The sequence below is a fragment of the Acinetobacter pittii ATCC 19004 = CIP 70.29 genome (assembly GCF_000369045.1).
GTDB lineage: Bacteria > Pseudomonadota > Gammaproteobacteria > Pseudomonadales > Moraxellaceae > Acinetobacter > Acinetobacter pittii.
In genome coordinates this window covers 236,597-263,253 of sequence record NZ_KB849789.1, presented here as the reverse complement: position 1 = coordinate 263,253, position 26,657 = coordinate 236,597, and the positions used below count along the sequence as shown (strand labels likewise).

Annotated in this window: 24 protein-coding genes; 8 read left to right on the top strand and 16 right to left on the bottom strand. The window is 41.1% G+C overall.

The genetic code is table 11. The features are described from left to right. Positions 1-38: 38 nt before the first annotated feature. The 4 genes from ggt to F928_RS11690 all read right to left on the bottom strand — a co-directional run bounded on the left by ggt (position 39) and on the right by F928_RS11690 (position 5,772). Entirely contained in the window at positions 39-2,021 is a 1,983-nt protein-coding gene (gene ggt, locus F928_RS11705; protein WP_005075339.1) for a gamma-glutamyltransferase, read from the bottom strand. A gap of 304 nt (positions 2,022-2,325) precedes the next feature. After that, complete coding sequence (locus F928_RS11700) at positions 2,326-3,849, bottom strand: DHA2 family efflux MFS transporter permease subunit (RefSeq protein WP_005075338.1); 1,524 nt, start codon at positions 3,847-3,849, stop codon at positions 2,326-2,328. A gap of 6 nt (positions 3,850-3,855) precedes the next feature. Beyond that, complete coding sequence (locus F928_RS11695; RefSeq protein WP_005075337.1) at positions 3,856-5,007, bottom strand: EmrA/EmrK family multidrug efflux transporter periplasmic adaptor subunit; 1,152 nt, start codon at positions 5,005-5,007, stop codon at positions 3,856-3,858. 267 nt (positions 5,008-5,274) lie between these two features. Then, the gene (locus F928_RS11690; protein ID WP_002121786.1) at positions 5,275-5,772 is read right to left on the bottom strand and encodes a thioesterase family protein; all 498 of its coding nucleotides are present in this window, start codon (positions 5,770-5,772) and stop codon (positions 5,275-5,277) included. Positions 5,773-5,914: 142 nt separating this feature from the next. On the opposite strand from F928_RS11690, the gene hemB reads away from it, so the two are divergent. Together hemB and F928_RS11680 are read left to right on the top strand one after the other, a co-directional pair. Then, positions 5,915-6,928, top strand: a complete 1,014-nt coding sequence (gene hemB / locus F928_RS11685; RefSeq protein ID WP_005075335.1) for a porphobilinogen synthase — start codon at positions 5,915-5,917, stop codon at positions 6,926-6,928. Positions 6,929-6,953: 25 nt separating this feature from the next. Next, positions 6,954-8,069: an NAD(P)/FAD-dependent oxidoreductase gene (locus F928_RS11680; RefSeq protein ID WP_005075334.1), complete on the top strand. Its 1,116-nt coding sequence runs from the start codon at positions 6,954-6,956 to the stop codon at positions 8,067-8,069. On the opposite strand, the gene yfcH is transcribed toward F928_RS11680, so the two are convergent. Continuing rightward, a complete protein-coding gene (yfcH, locus tag F928_RS11675) occupies positions 8,061-8,966 on the bottom strand; it encodes a TIGR01777 family oxidoreductase (protein ID WP_005075332.1) in 906 nt (301 codons plus the stop codon). The genes F928_RS11680 and yfcH overlap by 9 nt on opposite strands. Positions 8,967-9,049: 83 nt before the next feature. Then, entirely contained in the window at positions 9,050-9,502 is a 453-nt protein-coding gene (locus F928_RS11670) for an ABZJ_00895 family protein (RefSeq protein ID WP_005075329.1), read from the bottom strand. A 380-nt stretch (positions 9,503-9,882) separates the two neighbouring features. Between F928_RS11670 and F928_RS11665 the strand changes: the two genes are divergently transcribed. After that, positions 9,883-10,260, top strand: coding sequence for a VOC family protein (locus F928_RS11665; RefSeq protein ID WP_005075324.1), 378 nt, complete (start codon positions 9,883-9,885; stop codon positions 10,258-10,260). 76 nt (positions 10,261-10,336) lie between these two features. On the opposite strand, the gene F928_RS11660 is transcribed toward F928_RS11665, so the two are convergent. Beyond that, positions 10,337-10,810 (bottom strand): OsmC family protein, encoded by a 474-nt coding sequence (locus tag F928_RS11660; protein ID WP_005075322.1) that lies wholly within the window; start codon positions 10,808-10,810, stop codon positions 10,337-10,339. Between the two features lie 166 nt (positions 10,811-10,976). Between F928_RS11660 and sbcD the strand changes: the two genes are divergently transcribed. Together sbcD and sbcC are read left to right on the top strand one after the other, a co-directional pair. Then, on the top strand, positions 10,977-12,245 hold the full coding sequence (sbcD, locus tag F928_RS11655; protein ID WP_005075321.1) for an exonuclease SbcCD subunit D: 1,269 nt from the start codon (positions 10,977-10,979) through the stop codon (positions 12,243-12,245). A 9-nt stretch (positions 12,246-12,254) separates the two neighbouring features. Continuing rightward, on the top strand, positions 12,255-15,851 hold the full coding sequence (sbcC, locus tag F928_RS11650) for an AAA family ATPase (protein WP_005075315.1): 3,597 nt from the start codon (positions 12,255-12,257) through the stop codon (positions 15,849-15,851). Between the two features lie 200 nt (positions 15,852-16,051). Here the strand turns inward: sbcC and yggS are convergent, their stop codons facing one another. Further along, positions 16,052-16,744 carry a YggS family pyridoxal phosphate-dependent enzyme gene (yggS, locus tag F928_RS11645; RefSeq protein ID WP_005075313.1) on the bottom strand — a complete coding sequence of 231 codons (693 nt, stop codon included), beginning with the start codon at positions 16,742-16,744 and terminating at the stop codon, positions 16,052-16,054. A gap of 126 nt (positions 16,745-16,870) precedes the next feature. Between yggS and pilT the strand changes: the two genes are divergently transcribed. Together pilT and pilU are read left to right on the top strand one after the other, a co-directional pair. Further along, positions 16,871-17,908: a type IV pilus twitching motility protein PilT gene (gene pilT, locus F928_RS11640; RefSeq protein ID WP_002121749.1), complete on the top strand. Its 1,038-nt coding sequence runs from the start codon at positions 16,871-16,873 to the stop codon at positions 17,906-17,908. A gap of 19 nt (positions 17,909-17,927) precedes the next feature. Continuing rightward, entirely contained in the window at positions 17,928-19,046 is a 1,119-nt protein-coding gene (gene pilU / locus F928_RS11635; RefSeq protein ID WP_002121759.1) for a PilT/PilU family type 4a pilus ATPase, read from the top strand. 69 nt (positions 19,047-19,115) lie between these two features. Here the strand turns inward: pilU and fur are convergent, their stop codons facing one another. After that, positions 19,116-19,553 carry a ferric iron uptake transcriptional regulator gene (fur, locus tag F928_RS11630; RefSeq protein WP_002121758.1) on the bottom strand — a complete coding sequence of 146 codons (438 nt, stop codon included), beginning with the start codon at positions 19,551-19,553 and terminating at the stop codon, positions 19,116-19,118. A gap of 111 nt (positions 19,554-19,664) precedes the next feature. Between fur and omlA the strand changes: the two genes are divergently transcribed. Next, positions 19,665-20,063: an outer membrane protein assembly factor BamE gene (gene omlA / locus F928_RS11625; RefSeq protein ID WP_002121740.1), complete on the top strand. Its 399-nt coding sequence runs from the start codon at positions 19,665-19,667 to the stop codon at positions 20,061-20,063. A gap of 64 nt (positions 20,064-20,127) precedes the next feature. Here omlA and F928_RS11620 read toward each other — a convergent pair whose 3' ends face one another. The 7 genes from F928_RS11620 to algC all read right to left on the bottom strand — a co-directional run bounded on the left by F928_RS11620 (position 20,128) and on the right by algC (position 26,571). Further along, entirely contained in the window at positions 20,128-20,442 is a 315-nt protein-coding gene (locus tag F928_RS11620) for an RnfH family protein (protein WP_002121714.1), read from the bottom strand. Continuing rightward, entirely contained in the window at positions 20,442-21,509 is a 1,068-nt protein-coding gene (locus F928_RS11615; protein WP_005075306.1) for an SLC5/6 family protein, read from the bottom strand. The genes F928_RS11620 and F928_RS11615 overlap by 1 nt, the downstream gene beginning before the upstream one ends. A 153-nt stretch (positions 21,510-21,662) precedes the next feature. Beyond that, positions 21,663-22,118 carry a bacteriohemerythrin gene (locus tag F928_RS11610; RefSeq protein WP_002121698.1) on the bottom strand — a complete coding sequence of 152 codons (456 nt, stop codon included), beginning with the start codon at positions 22,116-22,118 and terminating at the stop codon, positions 21,663-21,665. 251 nt (positions 22,119-22,369) lie between these two features. Then, positions 22,370-23,218 carry a class II glutamine amidotransferase gene (locus tag F928_RS11605; protein WP_002121748.1) on the bottom strand — a complete coding sequence of 283 codons (849 nt, stop codon included), beginning with the start codon at positions 23,216-23,218 and terminating at the stop codon, positions 22,370-22,372. A 108-nt stretch (positions 23,219-23,326) separates the two neighbouring features. Next, positions 23,327-24,109, bottom strand: a complete 783-nt coding sequence (locus F928_RS11600) for a GNAT family N-acetyltransferase (protein ID WP_002121744.1) — start codon at positions 24,107-24,109, stop codon at positions 23,327-23,329. Between the two features lie 122 nt (positions 24,110-24,231). After that, positions 24,232-25,137: an acetylglutamate kinase gene (gene argB / locus F928_RS11595; protein WP_002121716.1), complete on the bottom strand. Its 906-nt coding sequence runs from the start codon at positions 25,135-25,137 to the stop codon at positions 24,232-24,234. Positions 25,138-25,152: 15 nt separating this feature from the next. Next, positions 25,153-26,571 (bottom strand): phosphomannomutase/phosphoglucomutase, encoded by a 1,419-nt coding sequence (gene algC, locus F928_RS11590; protein WP_002121781.1) that lies wholly within the window; start codon positions 26,569-26,571, stop codon positions 25,153-25,155. Positions 26,572-26,657: the final 86 nt, after the last annotated feature.

Genomic DNA, 26,657 nt, shown 5'->3' with positions numbered 1-26,657 from the left:
AAAAGCTGCCAAAAATGACAGCTTTTTTAAAGTTGGGTCTATAAGGCTCCATTGCCTAACACAATACCTTCACGGCGTGGGTCTACCCCACCTGCGTATTTACTTTGATTATTTATATTTACTTTCATAATCGTTGAAATACCACTGGTTTGCGCAGTGTTAGAAATGCCATGCCCTTTTGCTTTTAAGCCTTCAATCAGGTCAACTAAAGAAAGCTGTACATTCGAGCTATCCACATTGGTGTTTTTGCTATTGGTCGCGCCAAAGTTTACAAGCGAAGTGGCCTGCTGTGCATTTAAGTTCCAGTCTAATGCACCCACCAACGTTTTAACCACATATTGAATGATCGTACCGCCACCTGGTGAACCTGTTGCCATATAAAATTCATCTGGTGTGGTGCCTTTAAACACTAAGGTTGGTGCCATGGTACTACGTGGGCGTTTGCCCCCTTCTACACGGTTGGCAACCAGTGCCCCAGTGCTATCAAGCGGGTTGGCGCTAAAGTCAGTTAACTGATTCGAAAGCAAGAAACCATCCACCATATGGAAGGAACCCATGCTCGATTCAACAGTCGATGTCATTGAAACCACATTGCCATAGGCATCTACAATCGTGAACTGAGTTGTACCGTGTTCAACAGTGGTGTCCACACCTGCCGCTGTATTGAAATTACCTGCTGGCGCAATGCCCATACTTTGGTTCGGGTTAATCAGTGCAGCACGTTGTTTTAAGTAATTTTTATCAATAAAACTTGGAATACCCTGTGCCGGCAAACGAACAAAGTCGGTATCTGCCACATATTTATCACGGTCAGCATAGGCCAAACGCTCTGCCTCAGACACTAAATGCACGCCCATCACATCAGGTACACCACCTTCATTTTCAGGGTTTTTAGGTGGATAGAGCGACATATCAAAGTTTTCTAAAATACCCAGTGTTTGCGCAACCGCAATCCCTCCCGAAGATGGAGGTGGCATGGTACATACATAGTAACGGTCACGATACGTCGTACAAATCGGGTCGCGTTTTTTAACCTGATAGTTCGATAAATCCTGCAAGGTCATCAAACTTGGGGTAATTGGAGTTTTTGCTGGATCATCCCCTAACGTCTGTCCTGCTTTTGCCACAATGGCTTGCGCAATTGGACCAGTGTGGAGTGCGTTTGCGCCTTGTGAAGCGAGTGCTTCAAGTGTTCTGGCATAGGCTTTATTGGTCATGGTCTCGCCGACTTTACGAGGTGATCCATCTGAGTAGAAATAGGTCGCCATTGCATTTGCATCGAGCGCCAAGCTATTTGCATTACTTGCAATGGCATCTGCCAAACGCCCCGGTATGCGGAAACCGTTGTCAGCTAAACCAATGGCTTCATCAAACAACTGGTTCCATTTGAGTTTGCCGTGTTCTTTTTGCGCTTGTTCAAGCAAACGCATCACACCCGGCACACCAATCGAGCGACCGCTACGGCGCGCACTTGGTACAGGTGCTGGTGAATTCGGGTCATCCATATTTTGGCGAATTAAATAATATGGGTTAGCTGCGGCGGGTGCGGTTTCGCGACCATCATAGGCAGTGACTTGTTTGGTTTTGGCATCGTAATACATCATAAAACCACTACCAGCAATGGTACTCGACTGTGGCTCGACCAAACCAAGCACTGCTTGTACCGCAACGGCTGCATCGACTGCGCTACCGCCGGCTTTTAAAACATCACAGCCTGCTTTTACCGCAAGTGGCGTGTTTGCCACCACCATATATTTATCTGCGTATTTAACCGTGTTACCGAGTCTATAACCCGAAGCACCCTCTGGTGCGGCTGGGTCACCATTTTGGTTTGAACCGACCACCACGCTTGAACCGTCTTGAGCCAGTTTGCTACAACTGGTCGGGTCATTATCTACAATTAAATTGGGCGGGGTTGTATTTGAATCATCCTTGGGCTGATCTGAAGAATCATCTCCACATCCTTGTAATAAACCGACTGCTAATAAACTACTGAACAAAAATGAATATCTTTTATTCACGTGATAACTCCAATATATACGCCTGCCTATCCATGCAATTGCCATGCAAGCTTCTTTGTTTTCAGGTCTTCAGTTTTTTAATCTTTGATAAAAATAAAGTTTTAATAATATTAAATGATTGAGGGTATTTATTTTGTGCTCTGTGTGATGTCTCCTTGTTTGTTATCACACTCTTTTATAACTGATTTGCCCAATTCTGGCATGCTTTATTTCTTTCAATAAAGGCTAAATCTGCTATTTATAAACTCACTCATTTTGTAGTTGGCCTAAAAAAAGCACCTCCGAAGAGATGCTTTTTTGATGTTTAGTGAGAAGGCATGCCACTGACCTGTTTGGGTTTTGGACACAGCCAAATGACCAGCCCTGCAAAGACAAACACAATCGCAAACAGCAAAAACACATGGTTTGCCGACATGGTAATGGCTTCTTTATCGACAAGGTTTGAAATAATTCCGAGCGTCGAGTCAGCCGTAAAACCATTTTGCAAAAGTGTGTTTTGTACTTCAGTCGTATGTAGGTTTGACACCATTTCACTACGCGCAACTTTAGCATGGTCATCCCACACGGTCACCGCAATTGAAGCACCAATCGCCCCTGCCATAGTTCTTAAAAAGTTCATAAGACCCGCAGCGGATGCAATCTCTTGCTGGAGTACCGAACCCAGTGCAATATTTGACAATGGAATAAAGAAGAACGGTACAGCAAAACCTTGCAAGATTTGCGGCCAAGCCAACGCCATAAAGTCGGCATCTGTGGTCCAGAATGCCCGCATTAAGGTCACACCACCCAGCAAAATTAAACCGAAACTCGCTAGTGCTCTTGGGTCATGTTTGGTCGAGAGCTTTGCCACAATCGGTGACATGGTCAGACTACCAAAGCCCATGGTTGCAGTTAAATAGCCTGCCCACGTGGCGGTGTAGGAAAGGTTCATTTGCAGCCACTGCGGAATCAGTACAATGCTGCCAAAGAATGCTCCAAAGCCGAGCGACAAGGCCAGTACCGAAATAGCAAAGCCCCTATGCCTAAAGACTTTCACATCTACGACGGGGTGTTTGTCGGTGAGCTCCCATATGAGGAACACCACAAAGCCAATGGCGGCAGTTAAAGCCAAAACGATAATGCTGGTGCTGTTAAACCAATCTCGTTCGTGCCCTAAGTCAAGCATGAGCTGTAGCGCACCAATCCACAGAATTAACAGACCTAAACCGACCGTGTCGATTCTTAAAGAAACCGTTTCTGTTTCAGCCACTCTTAACAAGCGCATTGCCGCTAAAACACAAATAATACCAACCGGTAAGTTAATAAAGAAAATCCAGTGCCAAGACAGATTATCACTAATCAGACCACCCAAAATTGGTCCTAAAATTGGTCCAACGACGGTAGTCATGGCCCATAGGCCCATCGCCTGCGCATGTTTTTCTTGAGGGAAAATACGCATCAGCAAGGTTTGGCTGAGTGGCATGAGTGGGCCACCGCAAAGACCTTGTCCAATACGGAAAAACACCAGCATGCCTAACGAGTTTGCTAGGCCGCACAGAAAAGAAAAAATGGTAAAACCAATCAGGCCAAAAATAAAAACCCGAACGGTTCCAAAGCGACCTGCAAGCCAACCTGTTAAAGGTACACAAATCGCTTCTGCAACAGCATACGACGTAACAACCCATGTCCCTTGTGTACTTGAAACGGCAAGGTTACCGGTAATGTGCGGTACAGATACGTTGGCAATAGTCGTATCGAGCACGACCATAAAGTTCGACAAGGCAATAACAAACGCTGCCAGTATTAAACGGCCACCGCTTAGTTCGGCAAAAGGTGTTTGCGTTTTCATAAGCGTTTACTTCGCAGATAAGTCGACTTTTGCTTCCATCGATAAGCCAACACGCAGTGGGTGTTCAGCAAGTTCTTTCGGGTCAAGTGCAATACGAACCGGTAAGCGTTGAACCACTTTAATCCAGTTACCTGTTGCGTTTTGAGCCGGAATTAAGGCAAAGGCAGAGCCAGTACCACCAGAGAAGCCCATCACTTTGCCGTGATATTCAACGTCATCGCCATATAAATCTGAAGTTAGCGTAACGATTTGACCCGGACGGACTTTTTTCAACTGACTTTCTTTAAAGTTTGCATCTACATATAAATCGTTAAGTGGCACAATCATCATCATGCTCGTACCCGGCGCAACACGTTGACCCACTTGAATATTACGACGCGTAACCACCCCATCGACTGGCGCACGAATCACGGTACGTTCTAAATCAAGCTGAGCTTGTTCAACATGTGCTTGTGCAACTTGTACATCAGGTGTTGAAGTTTCGCTTACACCCTGAATTAACGCTTCATTTGCAGCTAAGGTACTTTCAGCAGCTTTACGACTTGAAGAGGCTTGCGCTAAACCAGCTTTAGCAAGTTCTAATCCTGCTTTAGCTGTTTCAACTGCACTTTGTGCCTTAGTAAGCTCTTCTTTAGACACTGCACCAGAGGCAGCAAGCTGTGCACGGCGGTTCAGTTCTAAAGCAGCTTTGTCATAGTCGGCCTGCGCTTGTGCAACTTGTGCTTTAGCACTGTTAATTTCGTCAGCACGCACCACCACTTGAGAGTTTAAAGAACTACTGTTTGCCGCAGTTTGTTTATATTGGCGTTTTGCTTTGGCAAGTTCTGCCTCAGCTTGGGCCAATGCAATTTTGGCATCACGGTCATCAATACGAACCAGCACGTCACCACGATGTACAGTTTGGGTATCTTTTACGACAACCTGAGCGACCTGTCCGCTCACCATTGAAGTAATTTGCGCGGTTTCTGCACCGACATAGGCATTATCCGTACTCACGGAATTATTTAAAAATAATGCCCAGATTGCATACAAAATAGCGGCGATCAATAAAATCAGCGCAAAAAAACCAAGAAATTTTTTGCGCTTGTTTTGATTGTTTTCATCCGAGGCAGATGTTGTTGGCACTGTTTCTTGTACATTGCTTTGTGCATCAGTCATGGTATGTTCCTAAAGATGAGTTGGCTTTGCCATCAATCTCGCACTACACCTTGTTATAGAGTTTTTCTTTTTCTATAAACAAGACATACCGCATTGTCAAAGGAGCTAATTTTAACGCTAAAACCTCATAATATGAGAATAAAATTTTATAACTCATGCGTTCGTTCTAATTAAATTAATGTTTATCTCAAAGTTTTTATGAAAATTTTAGCTTTTCAAACACTAAAAAAAGCGCACTTGGCGCTTTTAAATGATTCAATTCATTGCTTAATAGGCATATGAAGCAATGCCGGCAGCAATGGCTTTATCTTCATCATTGACCATGGTCATGCGCATGGTGCAGCCTTTACGACCTAAACGTAATACTTCAGCACGTGCAATAAAATATTTACCACGCCCTGGTGCTAAATAATCTACACGCATATCGACTGTTGCCAAACGCGACACTTGCTTAATGGTTTCAGTTAAAGTTTCTGGGGTTGAACGGCGATAGAGGTGTTCCATAGCCACAATTCCACCAATACTATCGAGCAAAGTTGCAGCAACGCCGCCATGCAAAATCTGAAATGCCAAATTGCCAATCAGGTTGGGTTGCATCTCGATATAGCCTTCAATGTGCCCGTCCACCACACGCATAATCATTCCACTATGCTTAAAAAAAGGAGAGCTATTAAACGCCTTACATAATTGGTTGAGAACCACAGTTAGGTCAGTTTTTGCACCTAAATGAATGTTCCCAGTCCAATTTTTCTTTTCTTCACTCATATGTTGCCTAAATTTAAAAGCATGATAAACACCCATAATTTTGTACAAATCCAGCATTATGGGGCTACAATACAGCAGTCGGTTGACAGTAATGGAATATCCGCCAACCTATCCTAGTGTAATACCGAACATCGAGATTGTTATGACTTATACGTTCAATCGTCCTGCATTTCCAGCCACTCGCATGCGCCGTATCCGTAAAAATGACCAGTTGCGTGCGATGGTCAGCGAAACACAGCTCACTACCAATCACTTGATTTATCCAGTATTTGTATTACCGGGACAAAATCAAACCCAAGATATTCCAAGTATGCCAAACATTCAGCGTTTGTCGGCAGATTTGTTACTGAAAAAAGCTGAAAGACTTCTGGAATTGGGCGTATCAAAACTGGCTCTTTTTCCAGTTACCCCGCAAGAAGATAAAAGTCTTACCGCAGAAGCTGCATGGCATGAAGATGGTTTAGTACAAACCACCTGCCGTCTGCTTAAAAAAGAATTACCAGAAATGGTGTTAATTACTGATGGTGCCCTCGACCCTTACACGACTCATGGTCAAGACGGCATTATTGATGAAACAGGCTATGTGCTGAATGACGAGACTGTAGAGTGCTTGATTAAACAAGCCTTAAGTCACGCAGAAGCAGGTGCCGAAGTGATTGCACCAAGTGACATGATGGATGGCCGTATTGGCGCTATTCGTCAGGCTTTAGAAGCCAATGGTCACATCTATACCAACATCATGGCCTACTCTGCGAAATATGCGTCTAGCTTCTATGGCCCGTTCCGTGATGCTGTTGGCTCTGCATCCAACCTAAAAGGTGGTAATAAATATAACTACCAGATGGACTTTGCCAACCGTGCCGAAGCATTACATGAAATCGCGCTTGATATTCAAGAAGGCGCCGACATGGTAATTGTAAAACCGGGCATGCCATATCTAGATGTGGTACGTGAAGTGAAAGATACCTTTGGTATTCCGACATTCATTTATCAAGTGAGTGGCGAATACGCAATGTTAGCGGGCGCAATTCAAAATGGCTGGTTATCAGATTCAGTCATTTTAGAATCACTCATGTGCTGCCGCCGCGCAGGTGCAGACGGAATCTGGACTTACTTTGCAGAAACCGCTGCTGAAAAACTCAAGGAAATGAACTAAGTTCGCAGAGAAAGGATAACACTGCATGCATATTGCAATTATTGGCGCGGGCATAAGTGGATTAATGTCTGCGCTGGAGTTGGTTGAACAAGGCTGTACCATCAGCATTTTTGATCAACAACAAGCGGGACAAGCAGCCTCTTGGGCTGGCGGAGGTATTCTCTCTCCGATGTACCCGTGGCGCTATGTGCATGCAGTGAACCAACTTGCCCAATTTGGCAAAGCCTCTTATCAAGCATGGAACCAAAAGCTCTACCCTATTACAGGGATTGATTTTGAAATTCATGACACAGGCATGCTGATTTTTGATGAAGAAGATTTTGACGTTGGGCTTTCTTACGCCGAGCAGCATCAAGAACCAATGCAGCGCTGTGAATATTTACAGCGAGATGCCCTAGAGCAAGTCAATCCACATATTTCCGATCAGTTCCAAGAAGCCATTTATTTCCCTGAACTGTCTAATATTCGTAATCCACGTGTATTACAGTCCTTGATTCGCTATTTAAAACAACATCCAAATGTTGAGTTTTTCGAACACACTCCTGTTAAAAAACTGATTCAACAGAGCGATGTGATACAGGCACTACAAACTGAAGATGGTCGCAAACATACAGCAGACCATTTTGTAATAACTTCCGGTGCTTGGAGTCATTACTGGAACTACCAATTACAACTCGATATTCCAGTCGAACCTGTTCAAGGTCAGATGCTGTTATTTAAAACCCCTGCTCACTGGCTACCGACCATGTGTATGAATCGAGTGATGTATCTGATTCCTCGTATGGACGGTCATATTGTGTGTGGATCAAGCATGGCACATCGTGGTTTTGACACCTCTACCGATGAAACCACCCAGCACAATATTTTAGAAGCATGTTTAGAAATGGTGCCTGAACTGGCCGATTTCCCGATTGTACAGCGCTGGGCAGGACTCAGACCAAGTTCACCAAATGGCGTTCCATACATTGGCAAAATGCCTGAAATGGATAACCTCTGGGCAAACTTTGGTCATTTTAGAAATGGTTTATGTATGGGTGCAGGTTCTGCACAATTGCTCCGTCAGCTTATGCTGGATCAACCGACATTAGTTGATGCCAAAGCATATTCGCCAGAGCGTTTGCAAAATAAAATCTTAGCCTGACGCCAATATATTCTCTAAAGCCATTTTTAACTGAGGATAAGCAAACTCAAATCCTTCTGCTTGTAAGGCAGCGGGTTTGACGTACTGACCATTTAAGATCAATTGAGACTGTTCGCCCAACAAACAGCGAAAAACAGTGCTTGGTGCTGACAACAATGGTTTCTTATTCAAAACTTTGGCAGCTTGTTCAACAAAAGCTTTTTGAGTCACATTTTCTGGCGCCACGACATTGTGAATTTGGGCAGATTGAGGATGTTTAAATATAAACTCAATTGCGTTTAATACATCTTTAGTGTGTACCCAAACCACAGGCTGACGACCGTGACCAATTTGACCGACTAAATTGAGTCGAATAGGAAGCAACATCTTAGGCAAAATGCCACCGCCCTGCCCAAACACTACGCCTAAACGAATAATTTTAGTATTTTGCTGAGCGTCTGCTAAAGCTGCTCGCTCCCACTCTTGGCAAAGCTGAGACATAAAAATAGGCTGTGGCGAGCTTTGTTCAATGCACACCTCTGTCCACTTTTCTTGATCATCTATTCCGTAATAACCAATTGCAGAACCAGACACAATTACTTCGGGGAAAACTTCAGTCTGCTTGAGCCATGCATACAATTTTCGGGTCGTATTTACACGGCTTTCAATGAGTTGTTTTTTACGTGACTCGGTCCAGCGTTTCTCGCCAATATTTGCACCCGCCAAATTCACCACATAATCAATTTGCCGTGTCGAAATATCTTCAAACTTTTGCACCCATTGCAAGGCAGGATGGTCAGATGCCTTTCCAGCCTGCCGTGTCACAGCAATCACGTTATAATTTTTTTGTAGCAGGAACTTAATTAAATGCGTGCCAATAAAACCACTGGCACCCGTGATTAATACATTCTTATTCATATTTCCTCCTAAGCTGAGGATTCAAGTTTTATTTAATTGTATAAGACTCATTTATATTTAATCGTATGAGTTTTCATAGTGATCTATTGCACATTAAACATTTTGTCAGCCATTCGCTGTGCTTGTTTGCCATAAAACCAGTAGGTAATTAAATAAAGTGGAATAGCTAACATTAAAAGCATAATCACCATAATGCTTAAAAACTGAGGTTGTTTGAGGTAAAGCATAAAGTTTTGCAAAATCTCAGGGTCTTTTCTGGCAAATAAAAACAGGCCAAATAAAACACCACACAAGTTATAGCCCCAAAAAATCAGACTAAAACCTAAAGTAAATTTCTTTTTTTCTGGTACAGTCGGTGCACGGCGTTCTTTCTTTAAAAATTTAAATAAGACAAAAATCATTGCGCCTAAATATGGAACGGCTGTTAAAATACCACCTACACTCGCTGGTAATAGTGCTGCAACCACACCTACAATTAAGGTGAGCACAATGCATAAACCAAAAAACCAGAGAAAGTAAGAACGTAATTTGGTCATATTTTTGCCTAATTTATGGGTTCAAAAAATAATTATAAATTTTTTTCGATTTTTTTTCATTTTTCTGTCAACCAATCCTGATCTCTTGACGTTATATAGGGTAACAAGGTCGCAGCAACCGAATACTTCCTTTGCACGGCATCCGCAAAATTGTTTCGGTGACCTTTCATTACGACTCTTTCCTTCCTTCGGATTAGGTTTTGTTAGCAGCCGAAACCCTTGATGAAGTTTTTGACCGACGATTCTCTCATCACTCGAATCGTCGGTTTTTATTTTCTAGCACTTTCATTTATTTTACGCTCACCATACACAATAGTGCTTTCGTGGCTATAAAGGCTATGCGTATACTTTTTGCACCATAAAAATATGATTTAAATAATATGAACACTATTGCCTATTTTGAAATCCAGTCTTCAAACCCTGCCCGCGATGCGCAGTTTTATCAAGCTGTGTTTGGTTGGCAATTTAAATTAGATCCAAACTTACCGATTGAATATTATCGCATAGAGACACCTTCGATTATGGGTGGACTATTAAAACGCCCCGCTCAAACACCTCCGATGGAATATGGCACCAATGCATTTACCTGTTCGGTTCAGGTGGAAAACTTCGATGAGGTAGCTGCAAAAATTTTAGCGCAAGGTGGTATTGTCGCAATGGATAAATTCGCTATTCCGGGCCGCGCTTGGCATGGTTATTTTGTCGATTTAGACCACAACGTTTTTGGTATTTTTCAAGTCGATGAAAATGCAGCTTAAAGATCTTATTTAATGACTCTATTTATTTTTTTAATGTATAGCCAACGCCTTTTTATCGGTGGCTATTCCATATTAATTATTCAGCAAAGCTAAAGCTGGCTTCACATGTAATTGGGAAATTCATCGAATTGGCAATCATGCATTCATGATGCGCTTCTTCATGTAGTTTTGCAGCAAGTTCTTGATCAGCGCCTTTTTCCAAAACAACTTCTGGTCTTAAAATAATTTGGGTAAAGTGACCACGTTTAACTGGATCTGCATCCTCCATAAAGCCAAGTGCATGGTCGACATAACTCAGCACATGAATATGATTGACTGCACATAGGTGTAAATACCAAAGCTTATGACAAGCTGAAGCTGATGCAACCAATAAATCTTCTGGGTTCCATCTGGTCACATCACCCAAATAAGCAGGGTCTGATGAACCTTGAATGGTGGCCTTTTGCGGATGCTGAATACTAAAATCGCGTTTATAAGAACGATAAGATGAAGTGCCTGTACCCGTATTGCCTTCCCACTGTATTTTTACTTCGTATTCGTGAATGGTCATTTTTTTTCTCAAAGTTCAAGGTTTAAGTCGATAGTAACAAAGCGGTGTTTAAAGTGAAAAATTTTAATTCAAGTTTCAACTTAGGCTTAAATAACGAGCACTTTAAAATGTCTTGATAAAATCTCTCGCCAATTTATGCTAACGTATCTGTGTTTATTTTGGCTTGATGTCTGTTTCTATGTCCGTACATTTTCTACATACTTCTGACTGGCATTTGGGGCAGTTTTTTTATAATCATTCACGCCACTACGAACACCAACAATTTTTAAGCTGGTTACTCACTCAAATTCAAGAAAAACAACCGCATGCTCTGCTCATTGCCGGCGATATTTTTGATGTCATTAACCCTGGATCTCAAGCACAAAAACAACTCTACCAATTTTTAGCAGATGCACATCGCATTGCACCGCACATGCAAACACTCATGATTGCGGGCAATCATGACTCAGGCTACCGTATTGAACAGGTCGAACCACTTTTAGAAAAATACAATGCAAAAACCGTGGGCGTGGTTCGCTGGAATGAAGATAAAACTCTAGATCTCGATCGACTACTTTTGCCTATTTATAATCAAAATCAGGATATTGTGGCGTGGTGCCTTGCCCTGCCTTTTTTACGTTCGGCCGAAATTACGGGTTTTAACGAACATACCACCAATAGCAAAAACGCAATTGCCTATTTGCACCAGCAACTCATAGCAGAAGCCAAACGTCGCAAGACACCAGACCAAGCACTTATTTTGATGTCGCATGCGCATATGCAAGGTGGGGAAACATCCGACTCTGAACGCCCAATTATTATTGGTAATGAAGAGGCACTTTCAACAACTTTATTTGAAGATGCTGTCGACTATGTGGCTTTAGGGCATTTGCATAAACCACAAAAAGTAGGTCAGCCACACATTCGTTATAGTGGTTCGCCCATTCCACTTTCTTTTAGTGAAATTAACTATAAGCATCAAGTGGTTGAGGTCAAAGTTGATCCGACTCAAGAGACAGACAACCGTTTGCAATTTGAAGCTGTAGAAATTCCGCGTTGTATACAGTTGCACCGCATTCGTGGTGAATTAAATGAAGTCTTGCAACAACTCAAAGCCTTACCAAGCGGCGTGATTGAGAATATTGACCACCGTGAATATGTCGATATTGAATATTATAGCTTAACGCCGCCACAGCCTAATCTACGTCAGCAGTTTGAAGCGGCCCTACCACCTGACCGCTATCGTTTAGTACGTATTTCACGTCAATATGTGAATAAAGACGCGATCAACTCAAATACTACTCAGCAAATCGCACTTGAACCACCAACACCAGAAAAACTCTTTCAAAATATCTGGGAAAAACAAGGTTACAACGCTGATGATGCGGTCTTAAAAGATTTTCTGAGTTTGGTACAAGAAGCACAAAAAAATCTTGAAAATGATGCAACCCCTTAAGGATATGTCATGAAAATTTTATCCATTCGAATAAAAAATCTGGCATCTCTTTCTGATGAACACTTTATTGATTTTGAAAGCGCGCCCCTCGCCCATGCAGGTCTCATTGCAATTGTGGGGAAAACGGGTGCAGGCAAGTCGACCATTTTAGATGCAATGTGTCTGGCTTTGTTTAATCGGGTTCCTCGCCTTAAAGACAGCGACGGCAAATTAAAAGATGTCGATGGTTCAGAGTTACTCACTAACTCACCTTTAACTGTCTTACGCCGTGGTACAGGACATGGTTTTGCGGAAATTTGCTTTATCGCACAAGATCAAAAGCGCTATTTGGCTCGTTGGGAAATTAAACGTGCGCGTGAAAACCCAAGCGGTAAATTACAAAGCGTGCAACGCCATTTAAAATGCCTGACCGATGGAGTGGTACTTGCAGACAAAGCCAAAGCGGTTGATGAAAAAGTTAAGCAAATTACCCAGCTTTCTTTTGAACAGTTTACGCGTGCGGTGCTACTTGCCCAGTCCGAAGTGACCGCATTTTTAAAAGCTCGAGACAGCGAACGCGGTGAATTACTCGAGTACCTGACCAACTCCAGCATTTTCGCCAAAATCGGTGAACTGGCCTTTCGTAAAACAGCCGATATTGCAAAGCAGCGTAAACAGCTTGAAGAGTTCTTAGGCCACATTGAAATTTTGTCTGATGAAGAAATTGCTGCATTTACCGAACAATATCAGCAGGCCGAACAAAATCATCAAAACTTAGAACAGCAAAAACATGTCTTAGACAAACAACAACAATGGTTTGAGCGCAAAGCAAAACTTGAGCAAGAAGTTCAAGCGAAACAACAACAGTTTCAAACTCAACAAAATCATCATCAACAATTGGCTGGTGAGCGTGAGCAATTAAAACGACTCGAAATTTTCTCTGAAATACGCCCACAAGTTTTTCAGCAATCTCAAAATTTACAAACCCTACAACAACTTGAGCCGCAAATTCAGCAAGCTCAAAGCAAGTTTAATGAATTGGTGCAAATTTTTGAAACGAGCCAAAAACAATATCAAGTTGCAGAACAACAGCTCAAACAAACGCTCGATTTTGAACAACAGCATCAACAAGCTTTAAATCAAGTTCGGCAGTCCATTCAAGAACGTGCTTTTATTGCCGATGAATATAAAAAGTGCAAAGAAAAGAAAAATGTATTTGAGCAAAAACTCGGTCCATTGCAACAGCAGCAAAACATTGTGCAACAGCATATTACACAGCTTGAGCAGAACCAAGTTCATCTACAACAGCAGCTTATCCATACTCAGCAATACGTTGTATTGGACAAAGGCCTTTCAGCGCATCTGCATCAGCTTGGGCAATTTATTCAAAATTACGAAGCGATTGAACAACAGCTTGGCAATCCTACCCTTGCCCGCCAAAAATTATCGGAAGCTAAAGGTGAACTCGAACAACTCACAGCTTCACTCGGCACAGTTGAACAAGTTGAGTTAAAGCTTGAACAGCAACGTAAAGATAAAGATCAGAAACTTGCTCAAGTCACGCAGTTAGATCTGATTCAGCAAAAAATAAAAATTTATCATGAGCTATATGCTGAGCTTCAGCAATTCTCTGAAAAACAAACTCAAGTATCAGCCCAAGAGCAGCAACTTAAAACCGTTTGCCAGTTAGCTGAACAAGAATACCAAACAGCAAAAACTGAGCGTGAAAATTTACAGCACATCCTGCAACAGCAGCGTTTACTACACACTGAAAATATTGAGCAATTACGAGCCAATCTTAAAGAAGGTGAAGCTTGTCTAGTGTGCGGAAGCACACATCACCCCTATCGTGTTGATGACAGTGCAGTCTCCAAGGCCTTGTTCGATTTGCAGCAACAACAAGAGCAGCAAGCTGTTGCACTAGAGCAAACTAAATTTAATGCATGGCAAACCCAACAGCATGCACTTACTCAGTGCTGTGCCGAACTTGAACAGGTTCAGAAATATCTAGCTCAACTTCAAACAAAACAATCAAGCTTGCAGCAAGAGTTTGAGCAAACGTTTAAGCTCAATCAATTACATATTGAGCTTAATCAAGCTCCTGAGCAGATCTTGCTAACGCTAAACGAACTCAGACAAGCCGCGCAAACTGCCATAAGTTCATTTGACTCAGAAAACTTGCGTTTAACCCAAGCGATTAAACATCACAATCAACTGGTTCAATCTATTCAGCGCAATGAAAGCTTGCTCAATACGGCACAGCAATGGCAACAACAAGTTCAACATATTGTTGAGTGTTTATCTGAAGCCGAACAGCATGCATGGCAGCAGTCGAGTAGCCAAACGGCTAAGCAGACTTGGACTATTCTTGATGCACGCGCTAAGCAGCTTGAGCAACAAGAACAGCTTTCACATCGTTTTGAACAGCAGCAACAAGAACTTAAAATGTTGACTGCTAACTTTGAACAAATGACCAAGCAAATTGATGAGATCGATCAAAATCTCCAAGAGATTACGCTTAAAGGCCAACAAAATAATGAAAAAGCGGTATCGCTCATTCAGCAAATGACGGGCCTCTCTGATATTAAGCCGCATGAATGGTTAATTGAGCATGACGCTAAACGTCAGCACCAACAAACGGCGTATCATGAGGCTAAACAACGTTTCGAACAAACCAGACAACACTTTGAACAGCAAAAACAGGCGCTCGATCAACTTAAACATCAGTATCAACACACAGAACAACATCAACAGCAGATTGATGGGCAAATTCAAAACTGGTTAAAAGCCCATACTGATTTTCAGGCAACTGATCTTACAGCGCTCATACAAATTAATTCAGCTCAAGAGCAAGATATCCGTAACCGTCTTAATCATGCCGAGCGTTTATTAAGTGAAGCCTCTTCTGCCCTTAAAACCATGCAAGAGCAATTGAGCGAGCACTTACAAACTCAGCCAGATATTGAATATGAAAAGCTTGTTAGCCTTATTCAAGACAATATTGCAGAGCTTAAAGCACAACTTGAAGTACGTGATCGACTTAAGCTTAAGCTCGAAGTGCATCAGCAAAATCTGGCTAAACAGCAACAATACGCTGAGCAAATTCAAAATATTCAGCAAGAAGAACATCGTTGGAGCAAAATTTCAGGTTTGATTGGTGATGCAAAAGGTAAAGAGTTCCGCGACTACGCCCAGCAATATCACTTAGATATTTTAGTGGAACATGCCAACCAGCAACTGGCGATGCTTTCTCAACGTTATACGTTAAAACGTCTAGATCAGTCTTTAAGCCTTGCGATTATTGACCATGACATGGACGGCGAAACCCGCTCTGTTGCTTCTTTATCTGGCGGCGAGTCGTTCTTAACTGCCCTTGCCTTGTCTTTAGCGATTGCCAATATGGCCTCGGGCTCAATGAAAATTGAATCGCTGTTTATTGATGAAGGCTTTGGTACTTTAGACGCCTCATCTTTGCACATGGTGATGAATGCTTTAGACCAATTGCAAAATCAGGGACGCCAAGTCATTCTCATCTCACACATTCAAGAAATGCATGAGCGTATTCCAGTACAAATTCAGGTAAAACCTCTCGGCGCGGGTGCAAGTACTATTGAAGTAGTAGGTTAAAACTAAAAAGCCCCGACATCCTATCGGGGCTTTTTTAGATTCTGCGTTGGTATAACTCCTGTCGTACCTGTATGCATCCATTCATCACTGTTTATTGTTATTCTTAGAAACATCCTGTTTCCTGATGAGTTCATAATACGAAAAAAGCGTTGTCTGCCATAGCCGCAAAAGGCCGCAACTTCTGTAAGATAAAGCTTACATCAGCCTTTTTGCGAATAGTCTCTAGCACCAAATAAAGCTGTCCCCACGCGTACCATGGTTGAACCAGCAGCAATTGCAGCTTCTAAATCACTCGACATTCCCATACTTAAAGTATCCCAATCTTCTGGGTGGGCATGTTGGTCTTTCACCCCATCAAATAACTTTTTGGCATCTGCAAAAGCGGCAGTATTGTCAGGCGCTGGAATGACCATTAAACCGCGTAATTTGATTTTTGATAATTGACTCATTTGAGCAACCAACTCGGCAACTTCTTCTGGTGCGCAGCCATCTTTACTGTCTTGCCCATCAATATTCACTTGCAAACAAATATTAAGCGCAGATTGATCATCACCACGCTGGTTAGATAATCGCTCGGCAATAATTAAACGATCTACACCATGTACCCAATCAAATTTCTCGGCCAAATGCTTCGTCTTGTTGCGTTGAACATGACCAATAAAATGCCATTCAATGTCTAAGTCGTGTAAAGCTTCGATTTTTTCCAAAGCTTCTTGCAAATAGTTTTCGCCAAATGCTCTTTGCCCTGCTGCATACATTTCACGCAAACTTTCACTTGGATGTGTTTTTGATACGGCTAGAAGTTGCACAGTTTCAGGCGCACGTTGAGCATGTTCACAAGCACTTCGGATTTGCTGTAATACGTGCTGCCGCGCATCTTGCAGGTAATTCATTGACAAGGTTCTCATTTTCAAAAAACTTTTTTGCTTTTCACCTAAAGCGAGGTGTTGGTAAGCCTCGGTGAAAGCCGTATATTATTCTACAAAATAATGACATATTTTGATTTACTTGGGGAAATTATGGATATTACAGAGCTACTCGCCTTCTCTGTGAAAAATGGCGCGTCCGATTTACATTTGTCTGCTGGCATGCCACCAATGATTCGCGTTGATGGTGAGGTCCGTCGTATTAACTTACCTGCTCTAGATCATAAAGATGTTCATCGTCTGGTCTACGACATCATGAATGATAAACAGCGTCGTGACTACGAAGAAAAACTCGAAACCGACTTTTCTTTTGAAGTACCCAACGTTGCTCGTTTCCGTGTTAACGCATTTAACCAAAACCGTGGTGCGGGTGCAGTGTTTCGTACCATTCCGTCCAAAGTACTCACCATGGAAGATTTAGGCCTAGGTCAAATCTTTAAAGATATTTGTGACTACCCACGCGGCATCGTATTAGTTACGGGTCCAACAGGTTCTGGTAAATCGACCACACTTGCAGCCATGATGGACTACATCAACGAAAACCGTTATGACCATATTTTAACGGTTGAAGATCCTATCGAATTTGTACATCAGTCAAAGAAATGCCTGATTAACCAACGTGAAGTGCATCGTGATACACACGGCTTTAATGAGGCACTACGTTCAGCACTGCGTGAAGACCCAGATATTATTTTGGTCGGTGAGATGCGTGACCTTGAGACTATTCGTTTAGCACTTACTGCTGCCGAAACAGGACATTTGGTATTTGGCACGCTGCATACCACGTCTGCTGCGAAAACCATCGACCGTGTAATTGACGTATTCCCAGCCGAAGAAAAAGACATGGTTCGTGCCATGCTCTCTGAATCATTGCAGGCTGTAATTTCACAAACCCTGCTTAAAAAGAATGGCGGCGGTCGTGTGGCAGCTCATGAAATCATGATTGGTATTCCTGCCATTCGTAACTTAATTCGTGAAAATAAAGTCGCGCAAATGTACTCAGCTATTCAGACTGGCGCAAATCATGGCATGACCACCCTCGACCAAAGCTTAAAGAATTTGGTGTCTCGCGGTGTGATCAGCCCGCAAACCGCTCGTACTGCTGCAAAACAGCCAGAATCATTTCTATAAAAATAACTAGAGAATAAATATGGATTTTAACGACCTACTCAACCTCATGGTTGAAAAAAAATCATCCGACCTCTTTATTACAGATGGCGTTGCACCATCGATGAAGATTAACGGGCAAATTGTTCCCATTTCAAAAAATAGTCTTTCAGGCGAAATTATTGGACAACTATTACATTCCATCATGAGTGAAAAACAACGCAAAGAATTTGCAGAGACTCGTGAATGTAATTTTGCCATTATGAACCGCGATAAAACTGCCCGCTTTCGTGTGAGTGCTTTTCAACAGCGTGACATGCCCGGCATGGTACTACGTCGAATTGAAACTAAAATTCCTTCAATTGATGACTTGCAGTTACCACCTGTGCTTAAAGATTTATCGATGACCAAACGCGGCATCATTATTTTTGTAGGGGCAACAGGTACAGGTAAATCGACATCATTGGCTTCAATGATTAGCTATCGTAACCATAACTCCAAAGGTCACATCATTACCATTGAAGACCCTATCGAGTTTATTCATGAACATGCTGGCTGCATCATTACCCAACGTGAAGTCGGGATCGATACAGACTCATTTGAAATTGCTTTAAAGAATACTTTGCGACAAGCACCCGATGTAATCTTGATTGGTGAGATCCGTACGCGTGAAGTCATGGACTATGCGATTGGTTTTGCCGAAACGGGTCACTTGGTCTTAGCCACGATGCATGCGAACAACGCCAACCAAGCACTTGACCGTATTATTCACTTCTTTGAAAGTGACCGTCATAGCCAGCTCTACATGGATTTATCGCTTAATTTAAAGGCCATGATTGCACAACAACTTATTCCGACTCCAGATGGTAATTCGCGCCGTGCAGCGATCGAGATTCTCATTAACTCACCACTAATTTCAGACTATATTCGCAAAGGCGAAATTCATGAAATTAAAGATTTAATGAAACGCTCACGTGAACTCGGTATGCAAACTTTTGACCAAGCACTGTTTGATCTCTATAAGTCAGGACAAATTACCTACAAAGATGCATTAAAACATGCCGACTCACCAAACGATTTACGTTTAACAATTAAGCTTGCCGAAGAAGGTCCTGAGCAAATTGCAGGCACAAATCAGCATTTAACCTTCGACAGACAGTAATTTCTTCATAAAAAAAGGAAGGTTAAACGTAACCTTCCTTTTTTATTTGTTTTCTTTGTGTGAAAACGATTATTTCTTGCGCAGTACTTCCTGACATTCAGGTTCGTTACAGTAACCGTAGAGGTTTAATGAGTGACCCGTTAAGGTAAACCCATGTTGCTCAGCTACAGCATGCTGTTCTTTCTCGATAACATCATTAGTAAATTCAATAACTTTGTTGCAATTATGGCAAACCAAATGATCGTGATGATCTTCTTGCATAATTTCGAAAACAGAATGATTATTTTCGAAATGGTGGCGCTGAATGATACCTGCAGCTTCAAATTGTGTTAACACACGGTAAACTGTCGCAAGACCGACATCTTCCCCTTGTTCTAACAAAGTCTTGTAAATATCTTCAGCGCTAAGATGATGTTGTTTTGAATTTTCTAATAATTCCAAAATCTTAATTCGAGGAAGGGTAACTTTAAGTCCAGCTTTGCGCAAATCTTGATTGGAAATAGGCATGAAAAAAGGTCTCTCAACAAATCTCAAGTTGGAATAGGCAATAGAATTTAGATGAAGTATGATCTATCCTTTGATCAAATGCATCATAATTTATTGGGATAGTGTAGCAAAATGCAAAAACTCGTGCTGACGTTATTAGTCACTTCACTCCTTGCTGGTTGTTCAATCTTTGGTGTATATAAGGTTGATATTCCTCAAGGGACTCCATTGACCAAAGCTCAAGCCTCTCAAGTACAAGTCGGCATGAATTTCCAGCAAGTGCGTTTTTTGCTTGGTAGTCCAACTGTGACTGATCCCCTCAATCCTCTACGTTGGGACTACATTTACAACTATATCCCGGGAACTTATGCTAAAAAAGCAAAAATCCCCGCAGCACATGGTCAGCATTTAAAAATTTACTTTGATGGCACTGGCACAGTAACTAAAATTGAAGGTTTAGAAACTATTCCAGAATCGCAACCAGGTTTACCTGCTTCTAAAGAAGCGATTTTAACTGCACCACCACTATAATCGTTTTTTCTAATAAAAATAAACCCCTCAAGTGAAATACTTTGAGGGGTTTTGTTTATGGGGCTTATTGCTTAAAGCGATTATTTTTAATATATCGCCCCACAGGGTTTTTCTCGGCGCGTTTACGACGTATATCTTTAGGGTTAATCGTTAAAGGTCGATAAACCTCAACTCGATCACCAGCTTGCAAAATCGCATGTGCTTCAACTTTTGCACCAAAGATGCCAAATTGTAATGGCTCAGGCAAACTGACCTGTGTCTGCAAGCCACTCGCCTCAACTGCTTGTAATGCAGTCATACCAGCTTCAAATGGAATAGCAACTAAAAACTGTTGCTCTGGGGCTGCATAAGCAACCCACACTTGCTGAGCTTTTTCCATCAGATAATTTGTCCAATCACCGCAATCATGGCAATAACAATTGAAAGCGGCAATACAATACGTACCGCAATGCGCCATAAGTTATAAAACAACTCATTGCTAAAATTCATAGATTTACGTAAATGGCTAATTTTCATAACCCAGCCAGCAAAAATGGCATAGATCAAGCAAATGAGTAATCCCCAAAGCATCAAAATCAGCGTAAAGATGTTATGAAGCTCAGGCACAGCCCAAACAGCAATCGTTACAACAATAATCACCCACTGTAAAATAGGCATAAGCTGACGCTGAGCAAGCTGCTCTCTAGCCAATTGTACAAATAACGCTGTGGTCATTACTGCGGTAAAGATCCAAGTAAAAACAGGAAGCTGTGCTTGTAAAGAAAAGAAACCAAAGGCAATCACAGCAATTAACTGAGCTAACCAAATTGGAAGAACAGTTTTCGTTGCACCTTCTTGCGACTGAACAGTACCTACACTATTTTGCCAGTAAAGCCCTAAGCCCAATCCACTCGCAACAAGTGCAAGTACAGTCGCATTACCCCATTCTTTAAACTCAACATGGGTCCAGTGCCAAGGCTGTAAAGTTGTTCCCATTGTGTTAGCTAAAACAAGAGAAGCAATTACACCAACCGTCATCAGTAAAATTAAAATTTGACGTGGAATAAAAGATAAAATGAGAGCCACAACAGCAAGGCCAGCAAAAACAAGTTGTCCTGAAACACTATTATTAAGTTGTGTAGTCAGTAAATTGCCAGCGGTACTTAATACATTACCAGCTAAAAATGGAATAAAAATAACTGCAAGCCAGCCAACCAAACGCCATTTTGGGGAACTATCTGCTTCACGAGTTAAACTTGATAAAGCATTTAAGGCTGTAGTCTTCGACCGTTTTGCTAAAGCAATTTCCAAATAACAAACTGGTAGTGCCAATAGCAACATTGTGCCTAACCACAACAACCAGAAATCGAGTTGACGATCAATCTGGATGCCCATCGTGGGTGCCAATGTCGCCATAATGATGAAAGATAAGCAAAACGCCATCAGGGGCGATAACCATCGTGACATAGGTATGTCCTGCATTATGCATTCCTTGAAAAAGACTAGAGATATTTTGCCCGTGTCATGCTTGAAAATCAAAGTTTGCTCAATAAAAAAAGCAAACTACCGAAATGATAGTTTGCCGCGCTAACTGAAATTATGAGTTATTTTTATTTCAGTTTATGAGAAAAACCGAGCAAACCAGTTTTTCCCTTTTTTCTTTTCTTTTTCTCTAATAATTCCCATCATATTTTCTTTTACTGCTCCTACATAATCGGCATCATCATGTTGAATATGGTTAATTAACCATTTAGCCAAAATTTCTTGTAATTCTGCTTCAATCGTGTGCCCCATTTCAAAACGTTCACGATATAACTCTATTTTTTTAATAAATAAATCATGTACACGTTTATGAGGTACACGATATTTATAATCAGCTTCCTCTTGCAAACTTTCTTCGAAAGTAAAATGTGATTGCGTGTAATCGATAATATTGTCTAGAACATCTTTAATACGACGTCTATCCTCTTCATCTTTTACATCATCAATTTCATTAATATAATCAAGTATTCGTTTATGTTGCTCATCAATAACATCAATACCCGTATTATATTCTGAAGCCCATTTCATTTTCATACATCTCCCCAATGATGATTAATGATCGTTGCATAAACTCCATGATATATTTAAAGAATATAAATAAAAACAAACCTATTTTGTCGGCTTTAGCATATAAAAATTATATTCAACTCAAGTTATTGTTTTTAAAATATTTAATTAAAATTAACCAACTAAAATAATAAAGTATTTTTTAAACAAACTATTTAATTATTAAATGATAAAAATATATAAATATCCTTATTCATATGTTTTAAATGTATTTTATATTAATACTGATCTGCACGCGTAATACGTTTAAGTTCAGGATTTTCCTGTTCGCGCTTTAATCTTTCTACAAAGGTAATAGCCTTTTTAATTGGTTGACCATATTGAAATAAAATCATTTCACCAGGTTGGTATGCTGTCCAATTTTCATTATGTGTTAAAGGTTCAGTTGTTATTACTGCCACACGGTCTTCTGGAGTGGTTACCTGGCTAAAATCGACTTCGACATCTAAGTCAATTAAATGAGCATGATTAAATGGATATTCACGAACGAGCCAATGTAATTTAGTAATGGCATAACTAAATAATGCTTTGCCATTAGATAGACAATAATTAAATGTGCCGTATTCTGCAATTTGTGGAGAAATCTTTTCTAACACTTCAAATATCTGTTCAAGACTTGGTTCTTCATAACCAAAAGCTTCAACGAGTTGATCGAGCAAATAACAAAATGCACGCTCACTATCGGTATTACCTACTGGTGTGAAACGTCCACTTAACGGCGGATTAAAGTCATGTAAATCACCATTATGGGCAAAGATCCAGTGTCGCCCCCACAACTCTCGAATAAACGGATGAGAGTTTTCTAAAGTGATTTTACCTTGAGTAGCTTTGCGGATATGTGCAATCACGTTGCGTGATTTAATAGGATAATTACGAACGAGATCAGCAATTGGAGACTCAACTGCCGATTGGTTATCAACGAATAAACGGCACGCCTTATCTTCGAAAAATGCAATGCCAAACCCATCACTATGATCTGAAGTAATTCCTGCACGCTGTGAAAAACCACGGAAGGAAAAAGTGATATCCGTTGGTGTTGCACAATTCATTCCTAATAGCTGGCACATATCGCTTTTTAAACTACTTCTAATTACCCCATATGCTCTATTGTGCATGAGAGTAAAAGTGCTTGCAAATCTCAATATGTGCTGGCTATTACAAAATAGAAAATATGATTAACGCTGCACCATTTTATTCATTACAAACGAGGTCGCGACTTTATTGACCTCGAGAAATACAAAATAATCCAAACAGTTAAACTCTTCATCAAAAAATGCCTGTTTCGATAATTTTGACTGCATGCTCAAATACATTTGGAATAGCTTTGGCATACGTTCATCTTGTGGAAAGCTAAACTCAGGATATTCAGGTTCATAGATTTTTTTCGAACGGATATCAATCGTTTTACTTTCAGGTAACTGCTGAATCTGACGATGCGTGTAGTACGCTCTAGCCAAATTATCTTGCAAATGAATACTGACACAGCCCATTAAATATTTAGCACGCATTGACCATAGCACTTTAGGTGCAAGATTTAACCACAGCATAGATAATGCTTTACCATTACGAAAGCGAGGATGTACACAAGTACGGCCTATTTCTAACACATTTGGAAGATGCGATAACTGAGGAACAATATCAAACTCATGTGCGCTGTAACTCTGTGCTATTTCGTGGCCTTGAAATAGTTTTAGACGCGTATACGCTACAATTTCTCCAGTCCACTTTTCACGCAAGACCGCATGTTCACAACCAAAATCGTAAATATCTTGGTCTAAGTTATCTTCAAACTTGATTCCAAATTGTTGACTAAATTGTTGTGCACGAAACCGTTGTACATCTTGTAATTCTTTTAAATTATCAACCCACTCAAAACGAAATTGCGTCTGATTTATTGCTTTATGACGATTTAAAGGTAAAGTCCAGGTTTGGCGATATTGATTAAATTTTTCCAGCATAATGAACGCTCCTAGTGACACCCCCTACACTAGTCAAAGCTCATGACAAAAAAATGACCAAATCAAGATGGTATAAAAAAAGACCACCTAGGGTGATCTTTTTATTGAGAATAACGGATTTCTTAAGCTGTTTTAGTGCGGTTAGAAATCAGCGTTCCAACACCATGATCAGTGAAGATTTCAAGTAATGTTGCATGTGGCACGCGACCGTCAACAATATGCGCACTCACAACGCCGCCTTTAACAGCATCAAGCGCACAGCCTACCTTAGGAATCATACCACCATAGATCACACCTGTTTCAATGAGGCGATCAACTTCTTGTGTCGTAAGACCAGTTAACAGATTTTTATTTTCATCAAGCACACCGCTAATATTGGTGAGCAAAATTAATTTTTCAGCGCCTAGGGCTTCTGCAACCTTGCCTGCAACTAAATCAGCATTAATATTATAAGTATTGCCTTCTTCATCTACACCTAGCGGTGCAATCACTGGAATAAAGTCACTTTGGGTGAACATTTCCAATACATCTGTTTTAACGCCTGTCACTTCACCAACCATACCCAAGTCGATATGTTTGATAGAACCATCTTCTTCTTGCTTTTCCATGAGCAATTTGCGGGCACGAAGTAAATTACCATCTTTACCTGTTAAACCAATCGCACGTCCACCGTGTTTATTAATCAGATTAACAATTGATTTATTTACGCTACCGCCCAACACCATTTCAACCACTTCCATGGTTGCAGCATCAGTTACACGCATACCGTCAATACGGTCAGATTCACGGCCTAACTGTTTTAAGAATGAGTCCACTTGTGGTCCACCACCGTGAACAACAATCGGATTTAATCCTACTGTTTTAAGTAAAACGATGTCTCGGGCAAATGAACTTTCAAGCTCCGGATCAGTCATTGCGTTGCCACCGTATTTCACCACCAGCGTTTTACCAGTAAAGCGTTGAATATACGGCAAAGCTTCAATCAAGATTTTTGCTTTGTCGACACCGATATGCTGATGTTGTGGCATTACGCCTCTCCTTACTTAGGCCTCTGAAAGTTCTTGTGCAATTTGCGGATAGTGTTCTTGTAACATATCCACAAATTTTTGCTGGATTTCCTTTAATCGTAAAGGATTATCTGCATCAAATCGTACTGTAAAGTATTCACCAGTATTTGATGCTCGAATAATGCCAAAACCATCATCAAAATCAAGACGTACGCCATCAATTTTACTAATACGTGCCCCTAAGCGATGACTTAAAATCTCAATATCTTGTAATACATACTTTGGATCAGACTGATAAGTACCAATATAGGTATCTTCTGTACAACATCTTTCTGGATATGGAGCAAATAATTCAGAAATTGTAGCGGCATTAGATTGGGTAAAATACTCCATTATTCGTAATGCAGCATATAAACCATCGTCGTAGCCAAAACCACGGCCATCATTAAACACATAATGACCTGCATATTCTCCACCAAAAATTGCACGGCCATTCGATTGAGATAAATAAGCCCGTAGGAAACTACTTCCCGTGCGGATCATTTTTGCTTTTCCGCCGAGTTTCTCGACGGTTTCTTGAACCATACGTGAGCATTTCACATCAAAAACAATTTCTTGCTCTGGGTGCTGCTCAAGGCACATTTGGGCAAAAAGCGACAATAAGCGGTCTGCTGTCAATATCTGTGCTTTTTCATCGACTAAAACAACACGGTCTCCATCGCCATCAAGAGCGATGCCAATATCCGCCTGCTGCTCGACCACGGCTTTACGCAAATGAGTTAAATGTGCCGCATGTGAAGGGTCTGGTGCGTGATCTGGAAACTCACCATTTGGATTGGTGCGTAAAGCAATGACTTCACAACCCATTTTTTCTAAGATTAGTTTTGAACAATGCCCGGCTGAGCCATGCAAACCATCTAAAACAACTTTTAAAGGACGTTTTAACTGAATATCTTTAAAAATAGCTTGTTGGTATTGTTGGCAAAATTCAGCTTTAAATTGCGGTAAGGTTAACTCAAGTACAGAAATTGAATGAGATGGTACATAAGTTTGAGCTTCTTCACCCACCTGCTGAATCATTTCTGGAGACGGCGGTTCGCCTTTTAAAATCCACTTAATACCATTATCAGATTTTGGGTTATGGCTTGCTGTCACCATAATGCCATTGCCACCAAAATCTCGTGCGATGTAGTACATCATTGGGGATGAACAGCAACCAATGTTGGTCACTTTTAAACCTTGTTCTATTAAAATTTCTTCGATTAAGTGTGCATAGGCTGGACTTGTGAGACGGGCATCATAGCCAATTACCAATTGAGTTTGTTTTGCTTGTTTGTATTGTTGTGCCAATCCGTAGGCAATTGAACGGACAACGTCCGTGGTTAAGAAAGAAAGTTTGCCTCTAATATCGTAAGCACGAAAAATACTTTTTGGAAATGAGTGTCTTACATTCATAGCGTATCTTCTATTTAAAGATCAATTCGATCTATCGCAAAAACATAGATTATTCAAAATTTTTGAAAGGTTTGTTTGCTAAAAAA

Bases quoted from the DNA above. Each gene is read 5' to 3' on its own strand.
- yfcH (WP_005075332.1), bottom strand. From the start codon at position 8,966: ATGAATAAGAATGTATTAATCACGGGTGCCAGTGGTTTTATTGGCACG.
- hemB (WP_005075335.1), top strand. From the start codon at position 5,915: ATGACTTATACGTTCAATCGTCCTGCATTTCCAGCCACTCGCATGCGC.
- sbcD (WP_005075321.1), top strand. From the start codon at position 10,977: ATGTCTGTTTCTATGTCCGTACATTTTCTACATACTTCTGACTGGCAT.
- yggS (WP_005075313.1), bottom strand. From the start codon at position 16,744: ATGAATTACCTGCAAGATGCGCGGCAGCACGTATTACAGCAAATCCGA.
- F928_RS11695 (WP_005075337.1), bottom strand. From the start codon at position 5,007: ATGACTGATGCACAAAGCAATGTACAAGAAACAGTGCCAACAACATCT.
- pilU (WP_002121759.1), top strand. From the start codon at position 17,928: ATGGATTTTAACGACCTACTCAACCTCATGGTTGAAAAAAAATCATCC.
- F928_RS11605 (WP_002121748.1), bottom strand. From the start codon at position 23,218: ATGTGCCAGCTATTAGGAATGAATTGTGCAACACCAACGGATATCACT.
- F928_RS11610 (WP_002121698.1), bottom strand. From the start codon at position 22,118: ATGAAAATGAAATGGGCTTCAGAATATAATACGGGTATTGATGTTATT.
- F928_RS11615 (WP_005075306.1), bottom strand. From the start codon at position 21,509: ATGTCACGATGGTTATCGCCCCTGATGGCGTTTTGCTTATCTTTCATC.
- F928_RS11690 (WP_002121786.1), bottom strand. From the start codon at position 5,772: ATGAGTGAAGAAAAGAAAAATTGGACTGGGAACATTCATTTAGGTGCA.
- fur (WP_002121758.1), bottom strand. From the start codon at position 19,553: ATGCCTATTTCCAATCAAGATTTGCGCAAAGCTGGACTTAAAGTTACC.
- F928_RS11670 (WP_005075329.1), bottom strand. From the start codon at position 9,502: ATGACCAAATTACGTTCTTACTTTCTCTGGTTTTTTGGTTTATGCATT.
- F928_RS11700 (WP_005075338.1), bottom strand. From the start codon at position 3,849: ATGAAAACGCAAACACCTTTTGCCGAACTAAGCGGTGGCCGTTTAATA.
- pilT (WP_002121749.1), top strand. From the start codon at position 16,871: ATGGATATTACAGAGCTACTCGCCTTCTCTGTGAAAAATGGCGCGTCC.
- omlA (WP_002121740.1), top strand. From the start codon at position 19,665: ATGCAAAAACTCGTGCTGACGTTATTAGTCACTTCACTCCTTGCTGGT.
- algC (WP_002121781.1), bottom strand. From the start codon at position 26,571: ATGAATGTAAGACACTCATTTCCAAAAAGTATTTTTCGTGCTTACGAT.
- F928_RS11665 (WP_005075324.1), top strand. From the start codon at position 9,883: ATGAACACTATTGCCTATTTTGAAATCCAGTCTTCAAACCCTGCCCGC.
- argB (WP_002121716.1), bottom strand. From the start codon at position 25,137: ATGCCACAACATCAGCATATCGGTGTCGACAAAGCAAAAATCTTGATT.
- F928_RS11600 (WP_002121744.1), bottom strand. From the start codon at position 24,109: ATGCTGGAAAAATTTAATCAATATCGCCAAACCTGGACTTTACCTTTA.
- sbcC (WP_005075315.1), top strand. From the start codon at position 12,255: ATGAAAATTTTATCCATTCGAATAAAAAATCTGGCATCTCTTTCTGAT.
- F928_RS11660 (WP_005075322.1), bottom strand. From the start codon at position 10,810: ATGACCATTCACGAATACGAAGTAAAAATACAGTGGGAAGGCAATACG.
- F928_RS11620 (WP_002121714.1), bottom strand. From the start codon at position 20,442: ATGGAAAAAGCTCAGCAAGTGTGGGTTGCTTATGCAGCCCCAGAGCAA.
- F928_RS11680 (WP_005075334.1), top strand. From the start codon at position 6,954: ATGCATATTGCAATTATTGGCGCGGGCATAAGTGGATTAATGTCTGCG.